Source organism: Streptomyces sp. NPDC048436 (assembly GCF_043200355.1).
Lineage (GTDB): Bacteria > Actinomycetota > Actinomycetes > Streptomycetales > Streptomycetaceae > Streptomyces.
The window spans coordinates 91,554-108,482 of record NZ_JBICXP010000005.1 but is presented as its reverse complement, the minus strand read 5'-3'; the positions used below and the strand labels follow the sequence as shown (position 1 = coordinate 108,482).

Genomic DNA, 16,929 nt, shown 5'->3' with positions numbered 1-16,929 from the left:
GGTGAAGGAAGGCGGCAGGGCAGCACGAAGTCAGCGCTGGGCCACCTACTCCGCGAAGCGGAACGTAGACGTCACCGCGTCGAAGATGTCGAAGAACGAGTCCGCCAGGTCCAGGACCTGGCTGCTGCCCGCCACCAGTGCCACCTTCCCCTCCTGGCCCGGCACCGGGATGAACGTCTGCATCAGTACGACGCGCATCGTGCGGTCGTCGCCGGGGACCGAGATGTCCTCGATGCCGTACGTGCGCGCCGCCATCCCCACTCCCGGGATGTCGACCGTCGTCACCTTGCGGTACGTGTCGCCCTCGCGCTTGGCCTCCCGTACGCCGAGCTGCGCCACGATCGCTGCGGGGTCCGTCGGCATCACGTCGCCGTTCGACGTGCGGGCGCCCACCAGGGAGACCGTGACCGAGCCGGTGATCGGCACGTCGCCGCCGAAGCTCTCCGCCATGCAGCCGCAGTACAGGGCGCCGGACTGCCAGGCCTCCTTGGACGCCTTCCGCAGGAAGCCCTCGAAGGTGCCGCGGTGCGGCTCCAGCTCGGGGCGTTCGCGTATGCGGTCGTTGATCATCTGCCGGATGCTGGCATCACGCGACTCCGGGCGGACGTCGAACTCCCACCAGGTCTCCGGCACCTTGATGCTGAAACCGCCGCGGGCGATGGTCTGCGCTTCGGTGTAGCGGGCCATGCTGTTCTCCCCGTCCCCTTTGTTGGCTCTGGCTTGTCAGCGTACGAGCATCAGGCCTCGCCGCCGGGGGCTTCCGGGAGTGGGTCGGCGACGAAGGTTCCCTTGCCGTGGACCGTGACGATGAGGCCGTTATGGCGTACGCAACACAGACCCCGGCGACGGCTGCCACCGCCCCGGGGCATGGCCAACGCGGCGTAAGGAGCCTTGGCCATGAGCGACCCTATCGTTCGATTCCTGGGGCGGGCACTGGGCGGCACGGCACGCGACTGCAGAAAAGTTCCACCGGCAGCCCCCTTTGCGATACGCCACTGGAATCTTTCTGCAATCAACCACCGAGCTCGGCGGCCTATGGAGCTTCCCCATCCGGTATTCGTGACGGGCGGCGGGCCATTCGTCCGTTATGCGACCGAACTGGGCGGCTTTGTACGACAATTGGCCTCACGAGACATTCACTACTCGGCAAAGTGAACCCTGGCGAAGGCGTCGACCACTTCAGTACCTTCAGAAGGCTTGAAGAACTGTCGCCCCACCGGGAGTCCCACGTGAACCGCAGTCGCACTCTGCCCGTCGCCGCCGTTTCGATGGCGGCTGCCGCTGCCCTGCTGCTGAGCGGATGCGGGGGTGGGGGCGACAAGGACTCGGATAAGGACAAGATCGCGGGGGCCGATGACGGGGGCGCGAAGAAGAGTGCGTCGCCCAGCGGCGAGAAGAGTGCTGCGCCCAGCATCGACCGGCCCGAGATGAAGCTCCCGTCCGACGTCGACGTCGTCTTCGACAAGGCCAACCTCTCGGATTCCGACCAGGCGGCTGCCGCGACCGACGCCGAGAACTTCGTCCTGTCCATCAGGCACGGAATCGTGAAGCAGGACGCTGAAGACGCGGCATACAAGTTCTACTCGGAATACCAGGGACCGGCCTTCAAGTACGCGAAGGACCAGATCAAGAAGAACGTTGACGCCGGATACACGGTCACGGGCGAGCAACGCTTCAGCGGCACCAAGGTTGAAGTGGTGAAGAACAAGAAGTCGGCTGTCGTCTCCTTCTGCAGCGACGCCACCAAGTTCTTCAGCAAGGAAGTCAAGACGGAGAAAGTGCACCGCACCAAGCCGAGCGTCACGGATTTCGCCTCCTGGGAGATCCTCATGACGGCCTCCGACAGCAACAAGGGGCTGTGGAGGGCCAAGCAGGCTCAGGTGCGGGACGGGGCTGAGGAGTGCAGGCGATGACAGTGCGGAAGCCGATCGTTCTACTGACTGCGGGCATATCGCTGGTACTTGCTGCCGGAGGACCGGCAGTGGCAGGAACGGAGTTCGGCGACGGGAACGTGTCGGGCAAGAAGGACGGCGACACCGTCGCCGCCGTAGCCAAAATCTCCTACACCTCCTCCGGCAACAACAAAGGCGGCGGCCCCATAGCCTCCGTCGACACCAACTGGACTCCGCCCGCCTGCTGGTACGCGCCGGAGTGGAAGGCCACCGAGTTCCAGGAGTACCGGCAGCGGCTCTACTTCGGGGCGCGGCATGACCCGGACGCGCCGCGCGACGTTCTCGGTGACATGTCCGACCAGAACCAGGCGTACGCCAAGGACGGCTACAACATCGACAAGGAGAAGGACGGCATGTGGTGGGGGGCGCAGCAGAACCCCAACGCCTCCATGGCCGACCAGTTCGCGTGCGACAAGGAGCCGTTCTGGGTCGAGAACGGCGAAGACCCCGGCGTCCCCGAGGCCATCGACGCCGAAACCCTCGCAGGTCTCGCGTACGAGCAGATCAAGGTCCCCGGCACCAAGGTCAGCCTCGCCCCCGACGGCCCCTCCAAGGTCAACCTCCCCACCTGGGCCTGGCTCGACAAGGGAGACTTCGCGCCCGTGTCCGTGACCGCCTCGCTCGATGCTCCCGGCCTGCATATCGAGGCGAAGACGACCGCCAAGCCGGTCGCGCTCAGCATCAAGCCGGGCACCGAGGACGCCGTGCGGATCCCCGCGTCCGGCAAGTGCGAGATGAACGCCGACGATTCCATCGGCGAGCCGTACGCCAAGGGCAAGTCGAAGCAGACGCCGCCCTGCGGCGTCACCTACCAGCGCTCCTCGGGCAACGGCACCTTCAACCTCCAGGCCACCGCTACCTGGGAGATCACCTGGACGGGTACGAACAGCCCGGGCGGCACACTCCCCAACGGTGAGTACGGGAACGCCCAGCCGGTCGCCGTCGAGGAGATCCAGTCCGTCAACCGGTGATGCCGGGCGACCTGTTCCGGTCCCGCAGCCGTGCCGCGGCGAAGTCGAGCAGTTCCTCAAGCTCGATCTCCCGCGGCTCGACCGCGTCACGAGCCTCCGGAGTCAGAGGCCCCGCCGCCGTGCCCCACTCCGCGAGGAGCCACGGCCCGTCGTGCCACTCGACCCGCCATACCACCCCGTGACGGTTCTCGAACTCGACGAAGCTGCCGGGGGCGTTCTCCAGGAGGCGTAGTTCCTGTTCGAGGATCCGCTCCTTGGTGAAGCCCCGGCCGGGGTTGTCGCTCCACCCCCGCGTACGGGTGTTGGCGTACCGCATCTTGAGGAAAGGCTGCGGGTCCCTGCGGTCGAACTCGTGCAGCCGCAGCATGCGGTAGCGCGTGATCGCCTCGTCGAGGGTCTCGCGTCCGGAGAACTCGTGGGCGTACGCGGGGAATACGAGGCGGACGTGCGGCGTCAGGGCCGGGTTCTCGACCCGGTAGAAGTCGTGGACCTCGGGAGCTATGCCCACCACCACGTCGAATACGCGGCGGTTCCCCGTAGCCGTCCGCGGTGCGGCGAAGCCATCCGCCGTGCCGAGGTAGGGGTTACGGGCGAAGATCTCCTCCTCGCGCTCCCTCGCGAACCGCAGGGTGGCTACCGCCAGTTGCTCGTCGAAGTCCTCACGCCCGCTCAGCTGCAGCAGACGGCGGCCGTCGGCGGACAGCGCGCCGGCGAAATGCAGGGTGCGTGCCGGGGACCAGTACCAGGCGTCGGCGAGGCCGGGGAGCGGGGTGACGTTCTTGAAGCCGCCCACGACTGCGCGCAGGTCCATCGACTCTGCCACCCCCGGCCCTCGCTTCCTCGGCACCCCTCGGCACTCCCCGGAGAAACTACAGCCTGAGTCCCGCACGCCACAGCTCCCCTCCCGGCAAGGGCCGGTACGAGAGAAAAGTAAATAGAAGCAAAGCGGAAGGCAAAGGGTGGGTAAGGTGAGCAGCGGTCGGTAGGCCAGCATTCACCGGGTCTGCACATACCAGGCCGCCAGCCTCGCCTCACATGAGTTCGCCCTGGCGAACTCATGTGCCCCACAGCTATCGTCGACCCCCGGCGCCATTTCCATGCGCCGGCCAGCAGACGATGACCGCCGAGGGGAAGCACACAGCGGACATGAGCGATCTACACCTCGACGGCACGATCTTCGAAGACCTGCGGAAGACGTTCTCGACTGTCAGCGACCGGATGGACGCAGCGCGCCGCGCGCTGCGCAACACGGACGGCTCCGCCGTCGGCGCGGGCAAGCTGGTTGAGGACGTACACGAGTTCGCCGACGAGTGGGGCTACGGCGTCAAGCAGCTCGGCAAGCACACACACGGCGCCGTCAAGATGATCGACAAGATCGACGAGAAGTTCAGCGAGCTGGACCAGGAGCTGGCCGAGTCGCTCAAGTCGGCGAAGGCGGACTCGAAGAAGTCGGACTCGAAGAAGAAGGGCGGCAACTGACGTGGGGCGTCGGCCTGCCTTTCCGCACATCGGGTGGGACCCCACCCCCGGGGACGTGACGGACACCCGGGAGCTCGCGAAGAAGCTGGGCGGGCTTGCGAGCGAACTCGGCGCGGCGGTAAGGGACTTGGAGCGGATCGAGTGCGGGGCCTGGAAGGGCAAGACCGCGCTCGCCTTCACCGAGTACATCGGACATGACGTCACGCCGCTCGTCCGCAAAAGCCACGAATCGTTCGACAAGGCCTCGCGAGCGCTGCACAAGTGGGCCAATGAACTGCAGGACTTCCAGGACGAGGCGGACCGCCTTGAGAAGTCGGCCGGGCGGAAGCTGGAGGCCCGGGAAGAGGCGAAGCCCGACAGCGAGGAAGCCGCCAAGGCGTCGGGGGATGTCGACGGGGTCGCCCAGCAGGTCTACGAGCTGGAGGAACGCTTCAAGCGGGCCGCCGGCCACATCAGCAAGGAGCTAGACAAGGCGGGTGACATCGCCCCGGACGAGCCCGGCTTCTGGGACAAGCTCACCAAGGGCGTCGCGGACGCCTGGGACGCCACCGGTCAGTGGATCAAGGACCACGCCGACATGATCAAGCTGATCGGCGATTTGCTGAGCGATCTGAGCGGCATCCTCGGGATGCTCGCGATCGTCACCGCCCCCTTCGAACCGATCGGCGCGATCTTCGCCACAGCCGCGGTGGTGACGAGCGGGCTCGCCCTGGTGACGCACCTCGTGGCCAAGGCCGCGGGCGCCGACGTGAGCTGGGTGTCCATCGGCTTCGACGCGCTGGGGTCGCTGCCGGGCATCGGGGCCTTCTCCAAGGGCGTCAAGGTGGCTGACGGCGGGGTGGCTGCCGCGCGTGCGGCGCAGCTCGGCAAGGGCTTCAAGGGTGTCTCCACCATCAGCCGCAACATTGTCGGCGTGGGCGACAACGTCGCGGGTGCCGCGAGCTTCACCCTCAAGGGCAAGACGATCGGCCTGGGCGGCCTCAAGGCGGGCGGCTTCATCTCGACCGAGGGCGGGCTCATGAACCGTATGAGCCTGGTCGCCGAGCAGACCGTCCGCAATGGACAGTGGATCGGCACCCGCGGTATCCCCGGCCTGAAGAACATCGATTCAATGAGCAATTTGGGGCGTGGAATCGATGGCGCGATCAAGATCGCACCCAAGGCCTGGTCCATCCCGAACCACATCGGAGAGATGACCAGCCCCGGTGATCGTCTCCAGGAATCCGCGGCAGCCCACTGAGCTGCGGCACGCAGAGAGGACTTGAGGGCCGTGGACTGGTATCCGCCCCAGGGGGAGACGCTGATCATGCGCGTCAACGCCTCCTTCGCCACGGGGAGCGCCCCCAAGGTAGCGGGACTGCGTTCCTTCCGGGACACCGGAAGGCGGGACATCGAAGGCGAACTGACCGCAGCCGGCTGGCCTCCGGGCCCCCGCTTCGCCGTACGGGACAAAGCCGGCAGGGCAGGCGTCCGCGCCTTGGACGTGGCCCTGCTCGGCATCCCCCGTCTGCTCAACATGGTCGCGAACGCCGGCGGGCCGAGCGGTGCCCCCTTCGGTGATCCGCAGAGCGCGGGGAAACCGCAGGAACCGGAGAACGAGGTCGAGGACTTCCCGGTCGTCTGGGCCGCCCCGGACACTGTCGCGCGGACCCTGCCCTGGCAGCTGGACCCCTCGCGGCGACCCAAGGGGTACCGGACCGAAATCGTGCTGACCGATCTCCGCCTCCTCATTCTCGGCGTCCAGGCGTCGGCCGGCCTCGCGCCGGCCGACGAACTGTGGGATCTGCCGATGGCGAGCGTGGCGGGCGCCCAGCGGATGACCTTCTCCGAGGGGGGCGCCGACGTCAGGGTCCGGTTCATCGATGGCTCCTGGACACGTTGGAAGACCGGTGACGCCGGCAAGCTCGTGGACCGGCTGAACGCGGAGGGCGCGAACCGATGAACGATCTCGTCCGGCTGATCGGCGAACGCGTGGCCCGCACCGTTCCGCCGATGAACTTCGTCGTACCGGAGGGGATCCACGCACTGCCGGTGGACGCATCGGCGGAGGAACGCGCCGCGGCGGCGGCCGAGTTCGTCCGCGACCTCTATCCCGGTGGCGACAGCACGCTGTGGGACTCGGCAGCGCCCTACTACGAACAGGTCACGGCAGCCATGGCCACGGTCGGCCTGGCCTTCTCCGCGCTCGGCATCTTCGGTCTCGACGGCCCCGGCGTCGCCCACTGCTCGCTGACGGCGGCCTTCCTCGACTCCGGCCACACGGATCCGGATGTGGCCGCCCAAGGTGCTCTGGCGACGCTCGCGAGCGATCCGCTGAACGACGCACGCTGGCTCGACCTGCCGTGCGGCCCCGCGGTCTCCTGCGTCACGCTGCGCGAACTCTCCCTCGATCTGGAGCAGACGCCTCCCACCGGCGAGCAGCCCAAGCTCATCACGGGCCGGATACAGATCCACATCCCCTTTCCCACCGGCCCCTATATGGCTGTCTTCACGCTCGACACGGCGTCCATGGAGTATTGGGGCGAGTTCTGCGACATGATCATGGCGATCCTCCAGACGGTCAGCTTCGCGGAGCCGGATACCGACCTGAAGACGGGGCTGAAGGCGGGGCCGAAGGCAGCACTGGAACCGGAACGCCCGGTGGTCGCGCCCTCCGCCGGGGCGGTGAGTTGATGGGGGCTGCGGGCGGGCCCGGCCCCGCGGGGGCCTGGCGCCCCGAACCGGGCGAAACCCTCCTGGCCCGCATCCCCGTCACCTTCGCCACGGGGGCGGCCACCCCCGTATCCGGCATGCGCTGGTTCCGTGACGGCGAACGGCGGGACATTCAGCGGGAGTTGGAAGGCTGGCCCGAAGGGCCCTCGTACGTTGCCCGTTCGCGGGCCTCACGCCTCGCGCGGGGTGGCCTGAAGGCGGGGCTCGCGGTCGCCCTCATCGGAGTCGTCGCCGCACTCGGCGGGACCGGAGTCGGGGACATCAGCACGCTCGGCCGTTCCGACGACCCGGCGGACGAGGTCGAGGACTTCCCCGTGCTCTGGGCCGCGCCCGGCACCCTCGCGCGGCGCCTGCCCTGGCAGCTCGACCCCGCCCGTTGCCCGAAGACCGACCGCACCCACGCGATCATCACCGACCGGCGCCTCGTCCTCGTCGGGCTGCTCGACGACAGCGAGACCATCTGGGACGACGTCCTGTGGGAAGCGCCGCGCTCCGCCGTCCACCGCGTGGAACCGCGGGACTTCTGCGCGGGCGGGAACGATGTCAAGGTCGTCTTCACGGACGGTTCTTGGTGCAGGCTGAGATCCCGTTGGCGCGACGACTTCGTCCATCACCTCGGCGAGCTGCCCGATCTCGTACGCCTGGAGTCCTTGACCACCGCCCAGCGGATGACGGTCATGGCCTTCGCCGCCGCACATTCGGCTGCCGGTACGCCCCTGGTGACCCGGCTCCCCGACGGCGATTTCCGCATCGGGATCCGGGCCTCGGACACGGTCAGTCCTTCCTCCGGGCTCTGCGAGGGCTTGCGCGACATGGTCATGGGGGCGGACGGCGAGGAGATCAAGGACCCTCGGTTCGCCGGCTCCCTCATCCCTCCCCGGAACAGCATCCCCGTGGAAACGCACCCGTCGCGACAGTAAAGTGCGGCCAATGAACAGCGGGGTGGGACGGGTGACGGGGGCGGGGATGGCGACGGGGGCGGGGATGGCGACGGGGACGGGGATGGCGACGGCGCGTGAGAAGGCGGCTGCCGAGGGAGGAGCCGCCACGAAGGCGGACCCCGGCCCCCGCGTGCGCGACGGCGCGCGGCGCGCCCTCGCACAGCGTGCCCTCGCACTGCGCGCCCTCGCACTGCTCGCCGCCCTCTGCTCTCTTCTCCTGCTCGGCGGCGCCGCCGGTGCGTCGTCCGCCGCCGCGACCACAGGGTCCCAAGCCGCCGCCCTCGCCGCCTTCCTCCGCTCCGACCCCGTCTACGTCACCGACCAACTCCCCCGCGACATCCCCCGCTCCGCCGCCCCCGACTTCGCGAAGCTCGCCGAGCGGACCGGCGTACCGACCTACGTCCTCGTACTGCCGGACCAGGGCAGCGACCCCGACCGGCTGCTCGCGGCCGTGCATGACCGGCTGGGGCGGGACGGGCTGTATGTGCTCGTCGACGACATGGGCGTCGCCGAGGCCACGGCCTTCGGGGTGCGGGCTCCCGCCGATGACGCGTCGACCGTGGCGCTCTATGAACTTCCGTACGATGCGGGCCCGTTGCTCAGCTTCGAGCGGTTCACCGACGTCATCGCCCAGGGCGGCAAGAAGGCCGCCGAACGCGCTGACGCGGCCCGCGAGAAAAGCGACGAGGCCGGTGGTGCCGACGTCCCGAAGCTGCACATCGATCCCGTCGACCGCGACAACCAGTCCTTCGTCACCGGGATCGCGCTCACCGGCGTACCGCTGCTGATCATCTGCGTCAGCCCGTACGTCCGCCGTTGGTGGCGGCGGAGGCCGCGGTCGAGAGAGGCGGGGGTCCCGGACCGCAAGGCGGCAGCCCCGCGCCGCCTCGCCCACCTCACCGCCCGCCGCGTCGAGGCCGGCGTGGCCGTCCTCGTCGCCGCCGCGATCGCCCTGGGCGCCACCCTCGCCTTCGACGAAGAGACGTCCAGCGCCGCCCCGCCGCCCGCCGCGTCCGACCTGACCGGCCGCGTCGAGCGGGTCGCCGACGGGCTGCGGAAGAGCGGTCCGATCTACAGCGATCCCGAGAGTCCGCAGCCGCTCGACTCGGCGCAGAGGCGTGAACTCACGGACCGAATCGCCGAGTTCGACCGCGGGCCCGTATTCGTCGCCCTCGTCCCGCAGTTGACCGAGGACGAGTCCGAGGGTGAGCCCGAGCTCTTCGTGGAGGCCGTCCGGCAGAAGATCGGGGACAAGGGCGAGCACGGCGTCTACGTCGTCGCCGATCCGCTCGGAGGCGACATCGACGTTGTCACGTACGACGTCCGCATCGACGCCAACCTCATCGCCTTCGACCTCCCCGACTCCATCCGCTACGGCGATGACGACGACCGCTCCACCGACCACCAGCTCGGCAAGCGCCTCGACGCGCTCATGACGCTCCTCGACAAGGCGCCGCGCACCGACCGGCCCGAGACGTCCTCGCTCGGCATGGACGACGCCCCGGACCCCGTCGAGGAGAACCGGCTCTCGCCGCTGTTCTCCGGTGACTTCTGGCCGGGCCTCATGGTCGGCGCGCTCGCCGCCGGGCTGCTCTTCGTGCTCGTCGCCGCGCTGCTCGGCATCCTGCGTCTCGCGGTGCCGGGGCTGCGACGCCCGCGTACGGCGACGGCGACCCCTTCGGCCACCACCTCCTTCGAGGCGCCACCGGACCCGTCCACCGGCTATCTGCGCCGCACCGCGAGCGCAGAACTCGACGCGCTGGCACGGGAGTTCAGCCCCGACATCGAGCTCCCCTCTGCCGTACGCACCCGCGTATGGGACTGCCTCGACACCGCGACGCTGCTCGCCGACCGCGACCCGGACGGGCACGTCGACGACGACGCCACGCCCGCCGACCTCGCCGCCGCCATCGTCCTCGCGCGGGCGGGCCGCGGCGCGCTGGTCGGCGCGGACAAGGCCTGCTGCGCGCTCAACCCGCTGCACGGTCCGGCCACCGGATGGCGCGACGCCCTGTACGCGCCCGAGGACCAGCGGTTGCGCACCATCCCGGTGTGCGCCGAGTGCCGCGTCCTCGTCGCGGTACAGCCCCGCCTCGCCTACACGCTCCGGCTCACGCTGCCGGGCGCGCGGCGCGGGGAGCGGGTGCCGTACGAGGAGGCGGCCGGCCCGCTGTCAGCGGCTCGCGACGGAATCCCTCAACTCATCCGTCAGGTAAGGGAGTACGCCGGTGTCCAGTGATCTGAAGCGTGCCCTCGCGACGGCCTGCGTCGCCCTCTCGGCCCTCATGGCGGCGACGCTCCCGGCCGCCGCGCAGGCGCCCGGAGCCCCCAGCCCCGGCGAGAAGGTCGCCGCGGCGCTGCGCCGGTCTCCGGTGTACGTCGATGCCGCGTACGCCGACTCCGTACCCCCCGCCCGCCAACGTCAACTCGTACGGCAGATCGAGAAGACCGGTCTCCCCATCAAGGTCGCCCTGGTGCCGCTGGTCCAGGGCGACGCGTACGACGGCGAGGCCGACGCCTTCGCGGAGGTCGTCCACGACCGCGTCGACCGGCGCGAGCTCATCCTCGTCACCGGCGGCGACAAGTGGAGCGGCGACCTCAACGGCTACGAGTGGCCCGACGAGAAGCAGCAGGCCCACGACGCGGTGAGCGCGGTCGGCTTCCTGGACGACATGAAGGAAGCGGGGCTCGCCGAGCAGACGGCCAAGGCGGTCAAGCTGATCGCGGAGGGGGACGGCACGAAGGTGTACGAGGACGCCACGGAGCACCTCGGGGCCGACGGCGGGGACGGAGCCGGAAGCGGAAGCGGCGGGAGCCTGCCGCGCGAAGGTGCCGACGACGAGGCGGAGGGCTCCCCCGGCTCCTCCTGGCTGCTGCCGGCAGCGATCGCCGCCACCGCCGCTCTGGCCCTGGCCGCCGGAGGCCTGTACTTCGTACGCGTACGCCGCCGGGGACGCGGCCCGCGGCGCTACCCGAGCGCGACGGGCTCGCCCTTCGCCTACCCCCAGGCCGTGTTCGCGGCGGCGCGTGACGCCGATGAGGCGGGGCTGCGGCGGCGGACGGAGGCGGAGGTGCTGGCTCTGGGCGAGGCGGTCCAATCTGCGGGTATGACAACCCCCGGGCTGCGGCGTGCACTTGACGCATACGCCGCCGCGGGCACCGTCCTCGACTCCGCGCGCGGCCTGCCCGACCTGGCGGGAGTGCTGGCGCTCGTCACGGAGGGCCGCGACGCACTGGAGAACACTCGGGACAACGCCCCGGAGAACGCGGCGTCCCCTCTCCCTCTCTGCTTCTTCAACCCCCTGCACGGGCGCGCGGATCGCCGTATCCGGTGGCGCCCACTGGGCCGGCGCGACCAGCTGCACGTGGCCGCGTGCGAGGAATGCGCCGTGGCGGTACGGACCCGGCGCGCACCCGAGGTGCTCACGGACGACGTCGACGGCCGCGCGGTCCCGTACTTCGAGGTACTGGCCGAACGGAGCGTGTGGGCGGCCACGGGGTATGGATCGCTGCTCGGGGACACGGACGAGGAGGGGCTCGCGGGGCGGGTGGGGCGAGGGGACTTTTCGCGGGGGCGTGGCTGAGGGAGGGGAGCAACCAAGGGAGGGGAGCGACCAGTTGAGAGCCCCTCGCCGTTCGGGACGATCACCGGCAGCGACTTACGCGTCACGACACGATGACAGTCCGCCGGGATACGGCGACTTGTCCGGCTATCGACCCTGGCGGAACCAACAACCCCACGGATAGCGTCAGCCTGCTGGAGACACCCCTCGCCCCACCGGGAGCCGACTGTGAACCGCCGCACCATGCCTGCCGCCACCGCGCTCGCCGCGACCGCAGCCCTGCTTCTGACGGCCTGCGGCAGCGGAGGCGACGGCAAGTCCAAGGACGACAAGATCGCCGGCGCCGATCAGAACTCGGCGAAGCCGAAGAAGTCGCCCGACTCGTCGGGCGCACCGGCGGAGGACAAGCCGGACGGCGTTGACCTGACGCTGCCCAAGGACATTGACCTTGTCTTCGACTGGGACAAGCCGCAGGACAAGGATGAGGCCGCGGCGATGGACGACGCCCGGCACTTCGTGCAGTCGATCTACCGGGGAGTCGCCGAGCAGACGGTCAAGGACCCGGCCGTCTCCACCTACGCGACCGACAAGGGCCTCGCTTACGCCCGCACCCAGATCCAGGGCCGCGTCGATGCGGGGCTGACCTCCACCGGCACTCGACGCCATTTCCAGGAGAAGGTGCGGAAGGCCCCGAACGGCAACGCGGTCGAGGTCTCGTTCTGCGTGGATTCCAGCAAGTTTTACTCAAAGGAAGTGAAGTCGAAGAAGGTCCGCAAGGGGGCACCCGGAGCGGCGTCGTACGACTTCTTCAAGATCGTTATGGTCAAGTTCCCGGGGAAGGACGACTTGTGGCGCGCTTCGCTCGTGTACGTGACGGAAAAGGCAGCCCAGTGCGCGTGAACCGAGCCGCGACCGCCTGCCTCTCGCTGTCCCTCGTCATCAGCGGTCTTCTGACGAGCGGGGTCGCCCACGCCGACGAAGACTTCGGTAACGGCAAGGGCGACGTCAAAGAAGAAGGCGGCGGCGACAAGACCGGTATCTACGCCGCCGCGCAGGTCAAGTACACCGGCGCCGTCACCAAGAGCGGCGGCAGCGGAAACGTCTCCTCTGCCGACGTCAACTGGGACCCGCCGCCCTGCTGGTACGCCCCGGCCTACGGCGCCAAGGAATTCAAGAAGAAGATGTCCGGCGAGATCAAGGACGCCAAGAACACCCCGGGCATGGCCGGCCACGCGGGCGCCGCGATCAACGAGCTGCAGCGTCATTACGAGGACGACTACGGCTGGACGGACACCCCCGGCTACAAGGACTACAACGTCGAGAAGGACGGCGAGGGGATGTTCTGGGCAGGCGTCGAGAACCCCAACGAGCCGGACGCTCTCAAGCGGATGTCGTGTTCCGACATCCCCTTCTGGGTCGACAACGGCGAGCCCCCGCCGCCCCAGTACGAAGAGGCCATCACCCCGGAGATGCTCGCCGCCCTCGCCTACCAGCACATGGAGCTCCCGGGCACCAAGGTCACCCTCGCTCCTGAGGGCACCACCAAGGTGAATCTGCCTACTTGGGCCTGGCTCGACAAGGCCGTCTTCGACGACGTCAAGGCGACGGCGGCCATCAACGTCCCCGGCTTCAACCTCGAGGCGACGACGACGGCCACTCCCAAGTCCCTGACCCTCAACCCGGGGACCAAGGACGCCACCACCATCCCCGCCGACGGCGAATGCCCCATCGTCGACGGCAAGATCGGTGAGCCCTACGCCAAGGGGAAGGCCGACAAGACCCCTCCCTGCGGCATCATCTACCGCCGCTCCTCCGGCGGTGACACGTACCCGCTCAAGGCCTCCCTCACGTGGGAGATCACCTGGCAGGGCACGGGCCAGGCGAACCCGGTCGGCATGCCCAACGGCACCATCGAGGCCGTCCAGGACATCACCGTCGAGGAGATCCAGTCGATCAACCGCTGATCGCTAAGCGGGGGAAGAGCCGCCGCCTACCGAGCCCCTCGGCTCTTCCCCTTGCCCTTCTTCCGCAGCTTGCGCAGCCTCGCCTGCTGGGCGGCGCGGCGCTGCTCCTCACGGTTGGCCCGCACGCGGTACGTGGCCCAGCCCGCGGCCGCCGCCGTGACGGCGTACGTCAGGAGGGCGGGGAAAGCGCCGTCGATTTCCCGGCAACTGGCTGACGTCGACCGGCAGTTGCGCCCGGGCAGCGCCGAAAGAATGTACAGCGTCAGAAGCAACGGCACGGCCCAGCACACCGCGGTGGCCGTGCGGCGGACGACGCGGCGCGAGGTCTCCGTACCCGGCGGGGCATCGGACGCCCACAGGCCTCCGTACGCTCCGGCCACCGCCAGCGCCCCGGCCACGACGCCGAAGCCCCAGGGGCCGCCGGGCCACTCCGCGATCAGATCCGGGGCCTCCCGAATCACCGCGCGCCAGGCTCCCTTGACCCAGAGGAAGCCGACGACCAGGGCGGCGAGCACCAGGACGAAGGCGGCAATGCCGAACCCGTCGCGCACCCGCAGTTTTCGCGAAGCGGTGTCAGTACTCGTCATCTCAGTCCCAATGCAGGGTGCCGGCCACCACGTCGAACAGCTCCACCATCTGGTCCGCGAGGGGATCCATGGGGGTGGAGAAGTTCAGGAGCAGCCAGCTCTTGGTCGCGGGGATCGGGACGTAGTACGTGAGGAGCGTGTTCGGCAGCGTGTTCCCCAGTTGGGCCGAGGGGTCCGGGGCCTCCCTGCGGCGTTGGCGCACGGCCTGGCCCGCCGCCGGCAGGTTCACCAAGCCGACCTCGCCTCGGCTCTCCGCGGACTCGTCGGCCGCGTCCGACGCCGCCTTGTCCGCCAGGTGCTCCGCCAGCTCTTCCGCGTCCGACACCTTGGGCCACTCGTCGGGTCCGGGGATGCTGATCAGGAGCGACGAGGCCAGCGGCAGCGGCCCGACCGACAGGGTCGAGATGTACAGCTCCGTGCCCCCACGCCGTAGGCCCGCTTGGCCCTGCGCTGCATTTCCCGCATGAACTGCTGCTTGAGGTGCGGGGCGTTGTCCACGCCGCGGAACTGCTGGTCCGCGAGAGCGATGATGGCGCGGTCGCGGTCATCCGGGTCGAGCGGCAGCTGAAACCAGCCGTCGGGGACGATGACGTTGTAGTCGGAAGGGGGCGAAGTGAAGTCGCTGAATGTTTTCATTGCGGTCCGTCAGTTCGGAAGGTCGCCGGTAATTTCATTCCCATCCGAATCTACGGGAACGATGACCAACGTCGCGGCCAAAGAATCCACCAGTTGTGTAATTTCCTCGGAATCCTGGATGCTGTCCCAACTTGCGGACACTACAACGAAGGTGTTGAGGCCAGGCGGGAAAAAGGCGTACTTGATGAACTCGCCCAGCTGCCTGCCAAACCCGAACTTGCGTTTCCCCTCTACCATTGCTTGCACACGCACCGCAGGTACGGAGGCCAATTCCAGGTACCTGACGTCCGCTTCACCGGCGATTTCGACGTTCGACCAATCCAGAAGAATCGGAACGACCTCGGCGGGCGTCGGAATTGGGACATCATCGTCGCCGTATGAATCCACCAGCACATCTACGAGTCGAACTCCTCCTGGCGTGTAGTAGGAGGCAGCCAGAAGCGGTTCACTCTTGTTCAGTCTCACGGCGCGCGAAGTCAGTTCGTCAACCAACTTCCGGGCACTCACCGTCAACTCCAGCGGGTTGAATCGATCGACAGCCTGCCCGGCAAGGCCAAGTGCTTCTGCCGGCAGTCCATCATCGAGCGTCAGATCAATCCATCCGCCGTCAAGTTGAAAACGAAAGTTACAGTCGTCGGCTACGGGACCGCCACTCTCCAGTGAGTCCAATTTTTTGCCTTTCATTCCAGAAGAGGATTGAGGTTACCGTCCAAGCCGAGCCCTCCAAGCGTAACCCCCGCACCGGCGAGAGAGAGCCCGGTGGCCGTGTTGGAGATCCGGTTGACCGCCGGCGATCCGCCCAATGCTGACGCGGCGAACTTGATCTCCTTGAGCTGCGACGCAACGCCGGGGTCCGCCATGGAAAAGGAGCGTCCCGCGCCCACTGCCACATTGCCGTCCCCGCGCGATGCCACGCCTCCCCACATTTCCCGGTAGTTCCCGCTTCCCGGCTTGAGGGTGCGCAGGTTATCGCCCCAGGCGGATGGCGAGAAGGGCTCCTTGAACGGCTCCTTGAGCGAATTCCAACCCTCGCCCTTCTGGAGTTTGAACTGTTGCAGCTTCCCGGCCACGGATTCCCGGAGCGAGGAAGCGGGCCTGGACTTGTCAAATTGGAAGCCATCGCCGGAAGCCCGGTTGACCCCTTTCTTTGCACGCCTGACCTGCGCCGCAGTCTTTGCAGTGCGCGCACTCCCCATGCGAGACAGGGCAGTCTTCGCATACTTGCCCGCCACCTTCGAGAAGGCCTTGCCCACACCCATCATGAGGAAACCGAGCGCCGCCATCCCCAGGTCCATCATGTCGGCGTTCCCCTGGAACACCTGGATGATCGTGGCGATGGTGCCGATCAACGTGGCGATCATCGCGATGGCGCCCAGCACACCCGCCAACGCCTGGCCGATGATGGGAATCCACCCGACGATGAGGGAGAGCACCCCGCAGACGGTGGAGATCACCTCCATCACGGACTTGATGTCGTCAACGAGCGTCTCCCAGAAGCCGTCCTTCAGGGAGTCGTCCGAGATGACATCCTCGATCGCGTCGCGCGCATGCTTCGCCGCGTCGTCGCGGATCTCCCGGGCCCGCTCGACCTTGGCCTTCGCGGCCTCGATCTCGTTGCCCGCGTTGTCCCGAGCCTCTTCGAGCTTCTTCTTGTCGTCCTTGTTCTGTTCCTTGTTCTTGCCCTTGTCCGAGAGGCCGTCCAGGCTCTTCTGGTGGGCGCTCTTGCGCTCCTCCGCGTCCTGGGCTTCCTTGCGCGCGATGTCGGCGATCTCCTGCGCACGGTTCAGGTCTGACGCGTAGTCCGTCGACTTGGCGTGGGCCTTGTCCTCGTATCCGCCGCCGACCTCCGTCACTTCGCTGCCGAAGGCGTCCGCCGCCGTGTCGTACCGCTTGAAGGCCGCTTCCAGCTTTTTGACGTTCCCCTTGGCCTTCTCGCGGAACTCCTTGCCCGCCTTGCTGTCCCAGGCCTCGACGTCGGCGACCGCCTTGAGGCTCTTGATCTGCTTCTCGAGCTCGTCGGCGGTCTTGCGGAGTTTCTTTCCCAGTTCCGCGACCCGGCGGGGATCTCCAGGAATGGGGTCGCTGTCCGCGACCGGGTGCCAATCGCGCGGGCGTCCGGCCATG

At 68.3% G+C, this 16,929-nt stretch carries 18 protein-coding genes; 11 read left to right on the top strand and 7 right to left on the bottom strand.

The features are described 5' to 3' along the window. Positions 1–45: 45 nt before the first annotated feature. Positions 46–687: a hypothetical protein gene (locus ACGFX9_RS18955; protein ID WP_393472813.1), complete on the bottom strand. Its 642-nt coding sequence runs from the start codon at positions 685–687 to the stop codon at positions 46–48. A gap of 542 nt (positions 688–1,229) precedes the next feature. On the opposite strand from ACGFX9_RS18955, the gene ACGFX9_RS18950 reads away from it, so the two are divergent. Further along, on the top strand, positions 1,230–1,913 hold the full coding sequence (locus ACGFX9_RS18950; protein WP_393472810.1) for a hypothetical protein: 684 nt from the start codon (positions 1,230–1,232) through the stop codon (positions 1,911–1,913). Positions 1,914–1,981: 68 nt separating this feature from the next. Continuing rightward, positions 1,982–2,923: a hypothetical protein gene (locus tag ACGFX9_RS18945; RefSeq protein ID WP_393472807.1), complete on the top strand. Its 942-nt coding sequence runs from the start codon at positions 1,982–1,984 to the stop codon at positions 2,921–2,923. Here ACGFX9_RS18945 and ACGFX9_RS18940 read toward each other — a convergent pair. Continuing rightward, positions 2,913–3,734, bottom strand: coding sequence for a hypothetical protein (locus tag ACGFX9_RS18940; protein WP_393472804.1), 822 nt, complete (start codon positions 3,732–3,734; stop codon positions 2,913–2,915). The genes ACGFX9_RS18945 and ACGFX9_RS18940 overlap by 11 nt on opposite strands. Positions 3,735–4,069: 335 nt before the next feature. Here ACGFX9_RS18940 and ACGFX9_RS18935 point away from each other — a divergent pair, with 335 nt between their 5' ends. From ACGFX9_RS18935 to ACGFX9_RS18895, 9 genes are all read left to right on the top strand, one after another. Then, entirely contained in the window at positions 4,070–4,402 is a 333-nt protein-coding gene (locus ACGFX9_RS18935) for a hypothetical protein (RefSeq protein ID WP_393472801.1), read from the top strand. Positions 4,403–4,457: 55 nt separating this feature from the next. Then, positions 4,458–5,642, top strand: coding sequence for an enoyl-CoA hydratase/isomerase family protein (locus tag ACGFX9_RS18930; RefSeq protein WP_393472798.1), 1,185 nt, complete (start codon positions 4,458–4,460; stop codon positions 5,640–5,642). Positions 5,643–5,672: 30 nt separating this feature from the next. Further along, positions 5,673–6,344, top strand: a complete 672-nt coding sequence (locus ACGFX9_RS18925; RefSeq protein ID WP_393472795.1) for a hypothetical protein — start codon at positions 5,673–5,675, stop codon at positions 6,342–6,344. Further along, positions 6,341–7,075: a hypothetical protein gene (locus ACGFX9_RS18920; RefSeq protein ID WP_393472793.1), complete on the top strand. Its 735-nt coding sequence runs from the start codon at positions 6,341–6,343 to the stop codon at positions 7,073–7,075. Before ACGFX9_RS18925 ends, ACGFX9_RS18920 begins: the two co-directional genes overlap by 4 nt. Next, a complete protein-coding gene (locus ACGFX9_RS18915; protein ID WP_393472790.1) occupies positions 7,075–8,034 on the top strand; it encodes a hypothetical protein in 960 nt (319 codons plus the stop codon). Before ACGFX9_RS18920 ends, ACGFX9_RS18915 begins: the two co-directional genes overlap by 1 nt. Before the next feature lie 10 nt (positions 8,035–8,044). After that, positions 8,045–10,294, top strand: a complete 2,250-nt coding sequence (locus ACGFX9_RS18910; RefSeq protein ID WP_393472787.1) for a hypothetical protein — start codon at positions 8,045–8,047, stop codon at positions 10,292–10,294. Continuing rightward, positions 10,284–11,639, top strand: a complete 1,356-nt coding sequence (locus tag ACGFX9_RS18905; RefSeq protein WP_393472784.1) for a hypothetical protein — start codon at positions 10,284–10,286, stop codon at positions 11,637–11,639. The genes ACGFX9_RS18910 and ACGFX9_RS18905 overlap by 11 nt, the downstream gene beginning before the upstream one ends. A gap of 207 nt (positions 11,640–11,846) precedes the next feature. After that, positions 11,847–12,518: a hypothetical protein gene (locus tag ACGFX9_RS18900; RefSeq protein ID WP_393472781.1), complete on the top strand. Its 672-nt coding sequence runs from the start codon at positions 11,847–11,849 to the stop codon at positions 12,516–12,518. Next, complete coding sequence (locus ACGFX9_RS18895) at positions 12,515–13,582, top strand: hypothetical protein (RefSeq protein ID WP_393472778.1); 1,068 nt, start codon at positions 12,515–12,517, stop codon at positions 13,580–13,582. Before ACGFX9_RS18900 ends, ACGFX9_RS18895 begins: the two co-directional genes overlap by 4 nt. 26 nt (positions 13,583–13,608) lie before the next feature. On the opposite strand, the gene ACGFX9_RS18890 is transcribed toward ACGFX9_RS18895, so the two are convergent. From ACGFX9_RS18890 to ACGFX9_RS18870, 5 genes are read right to left on the bottom strand one after another with little or no spacing between them, the layout of a single operon-like run. Beyond that, positions 13,609–14,169, bottom strand: coding sequence for a hypothetical protein (locus ACGFX9_RS18890; RefSeq protein ID WP_393472775.1), 561 nt, complete (start codon positions 14,167–14,169; stop codon positions 13,609–13,611). Position 14,170: 1 nt separating this feature from the next. Further along, entirely contained in the window at positions 14,171–14,494 is a 324-nt protein-coding gene (locus ACGFX9_RS18885) for a hypothetical protein (protein ID WP_393472771.1), read from the bottom strand. A 32-nt stretch (positions 14,495–14,526) separates the two neighbouring features. Then, on the bottom strand, positions 14,527–14,805 hold the full coding sequence (locus ACGFX9_RS18880) for a hypothetical protein (RefSeq protein ID WP_393472769.1): 279 nt from the start codon (positions 14,803–14,805) through the stop codon (positions 14,527–14,529). Positions 14,806–14,814: 9 nt separating this feature from the next. Then, a complete protein-coding gene (locus ACGFX9_RS18875) occupies positions 14,815–15,489 on the bottom strand; it encodes a hypothetical protein (RefSeq protein ID WP_393472766.1) in 675 nt (224 codons plus the stop codon). Continuing rightward, positions 15,486–16,928, bottom strand: coding sequence for a putative T7SS-secreted protein (locus tag ACGFX9_RS18870; protein WP_393472763.1), 1,443 nt, complete (start codon positions 16,926–16,928; stop codon positions 15,486–15,488). Before ACGFX9_RS18870 ends, ACGFX9_RS18875 begins: the two co-directional genes overlap by 4 nt. Between the last annotated feature and the right edge of the window lies 1 nt (position 16,929).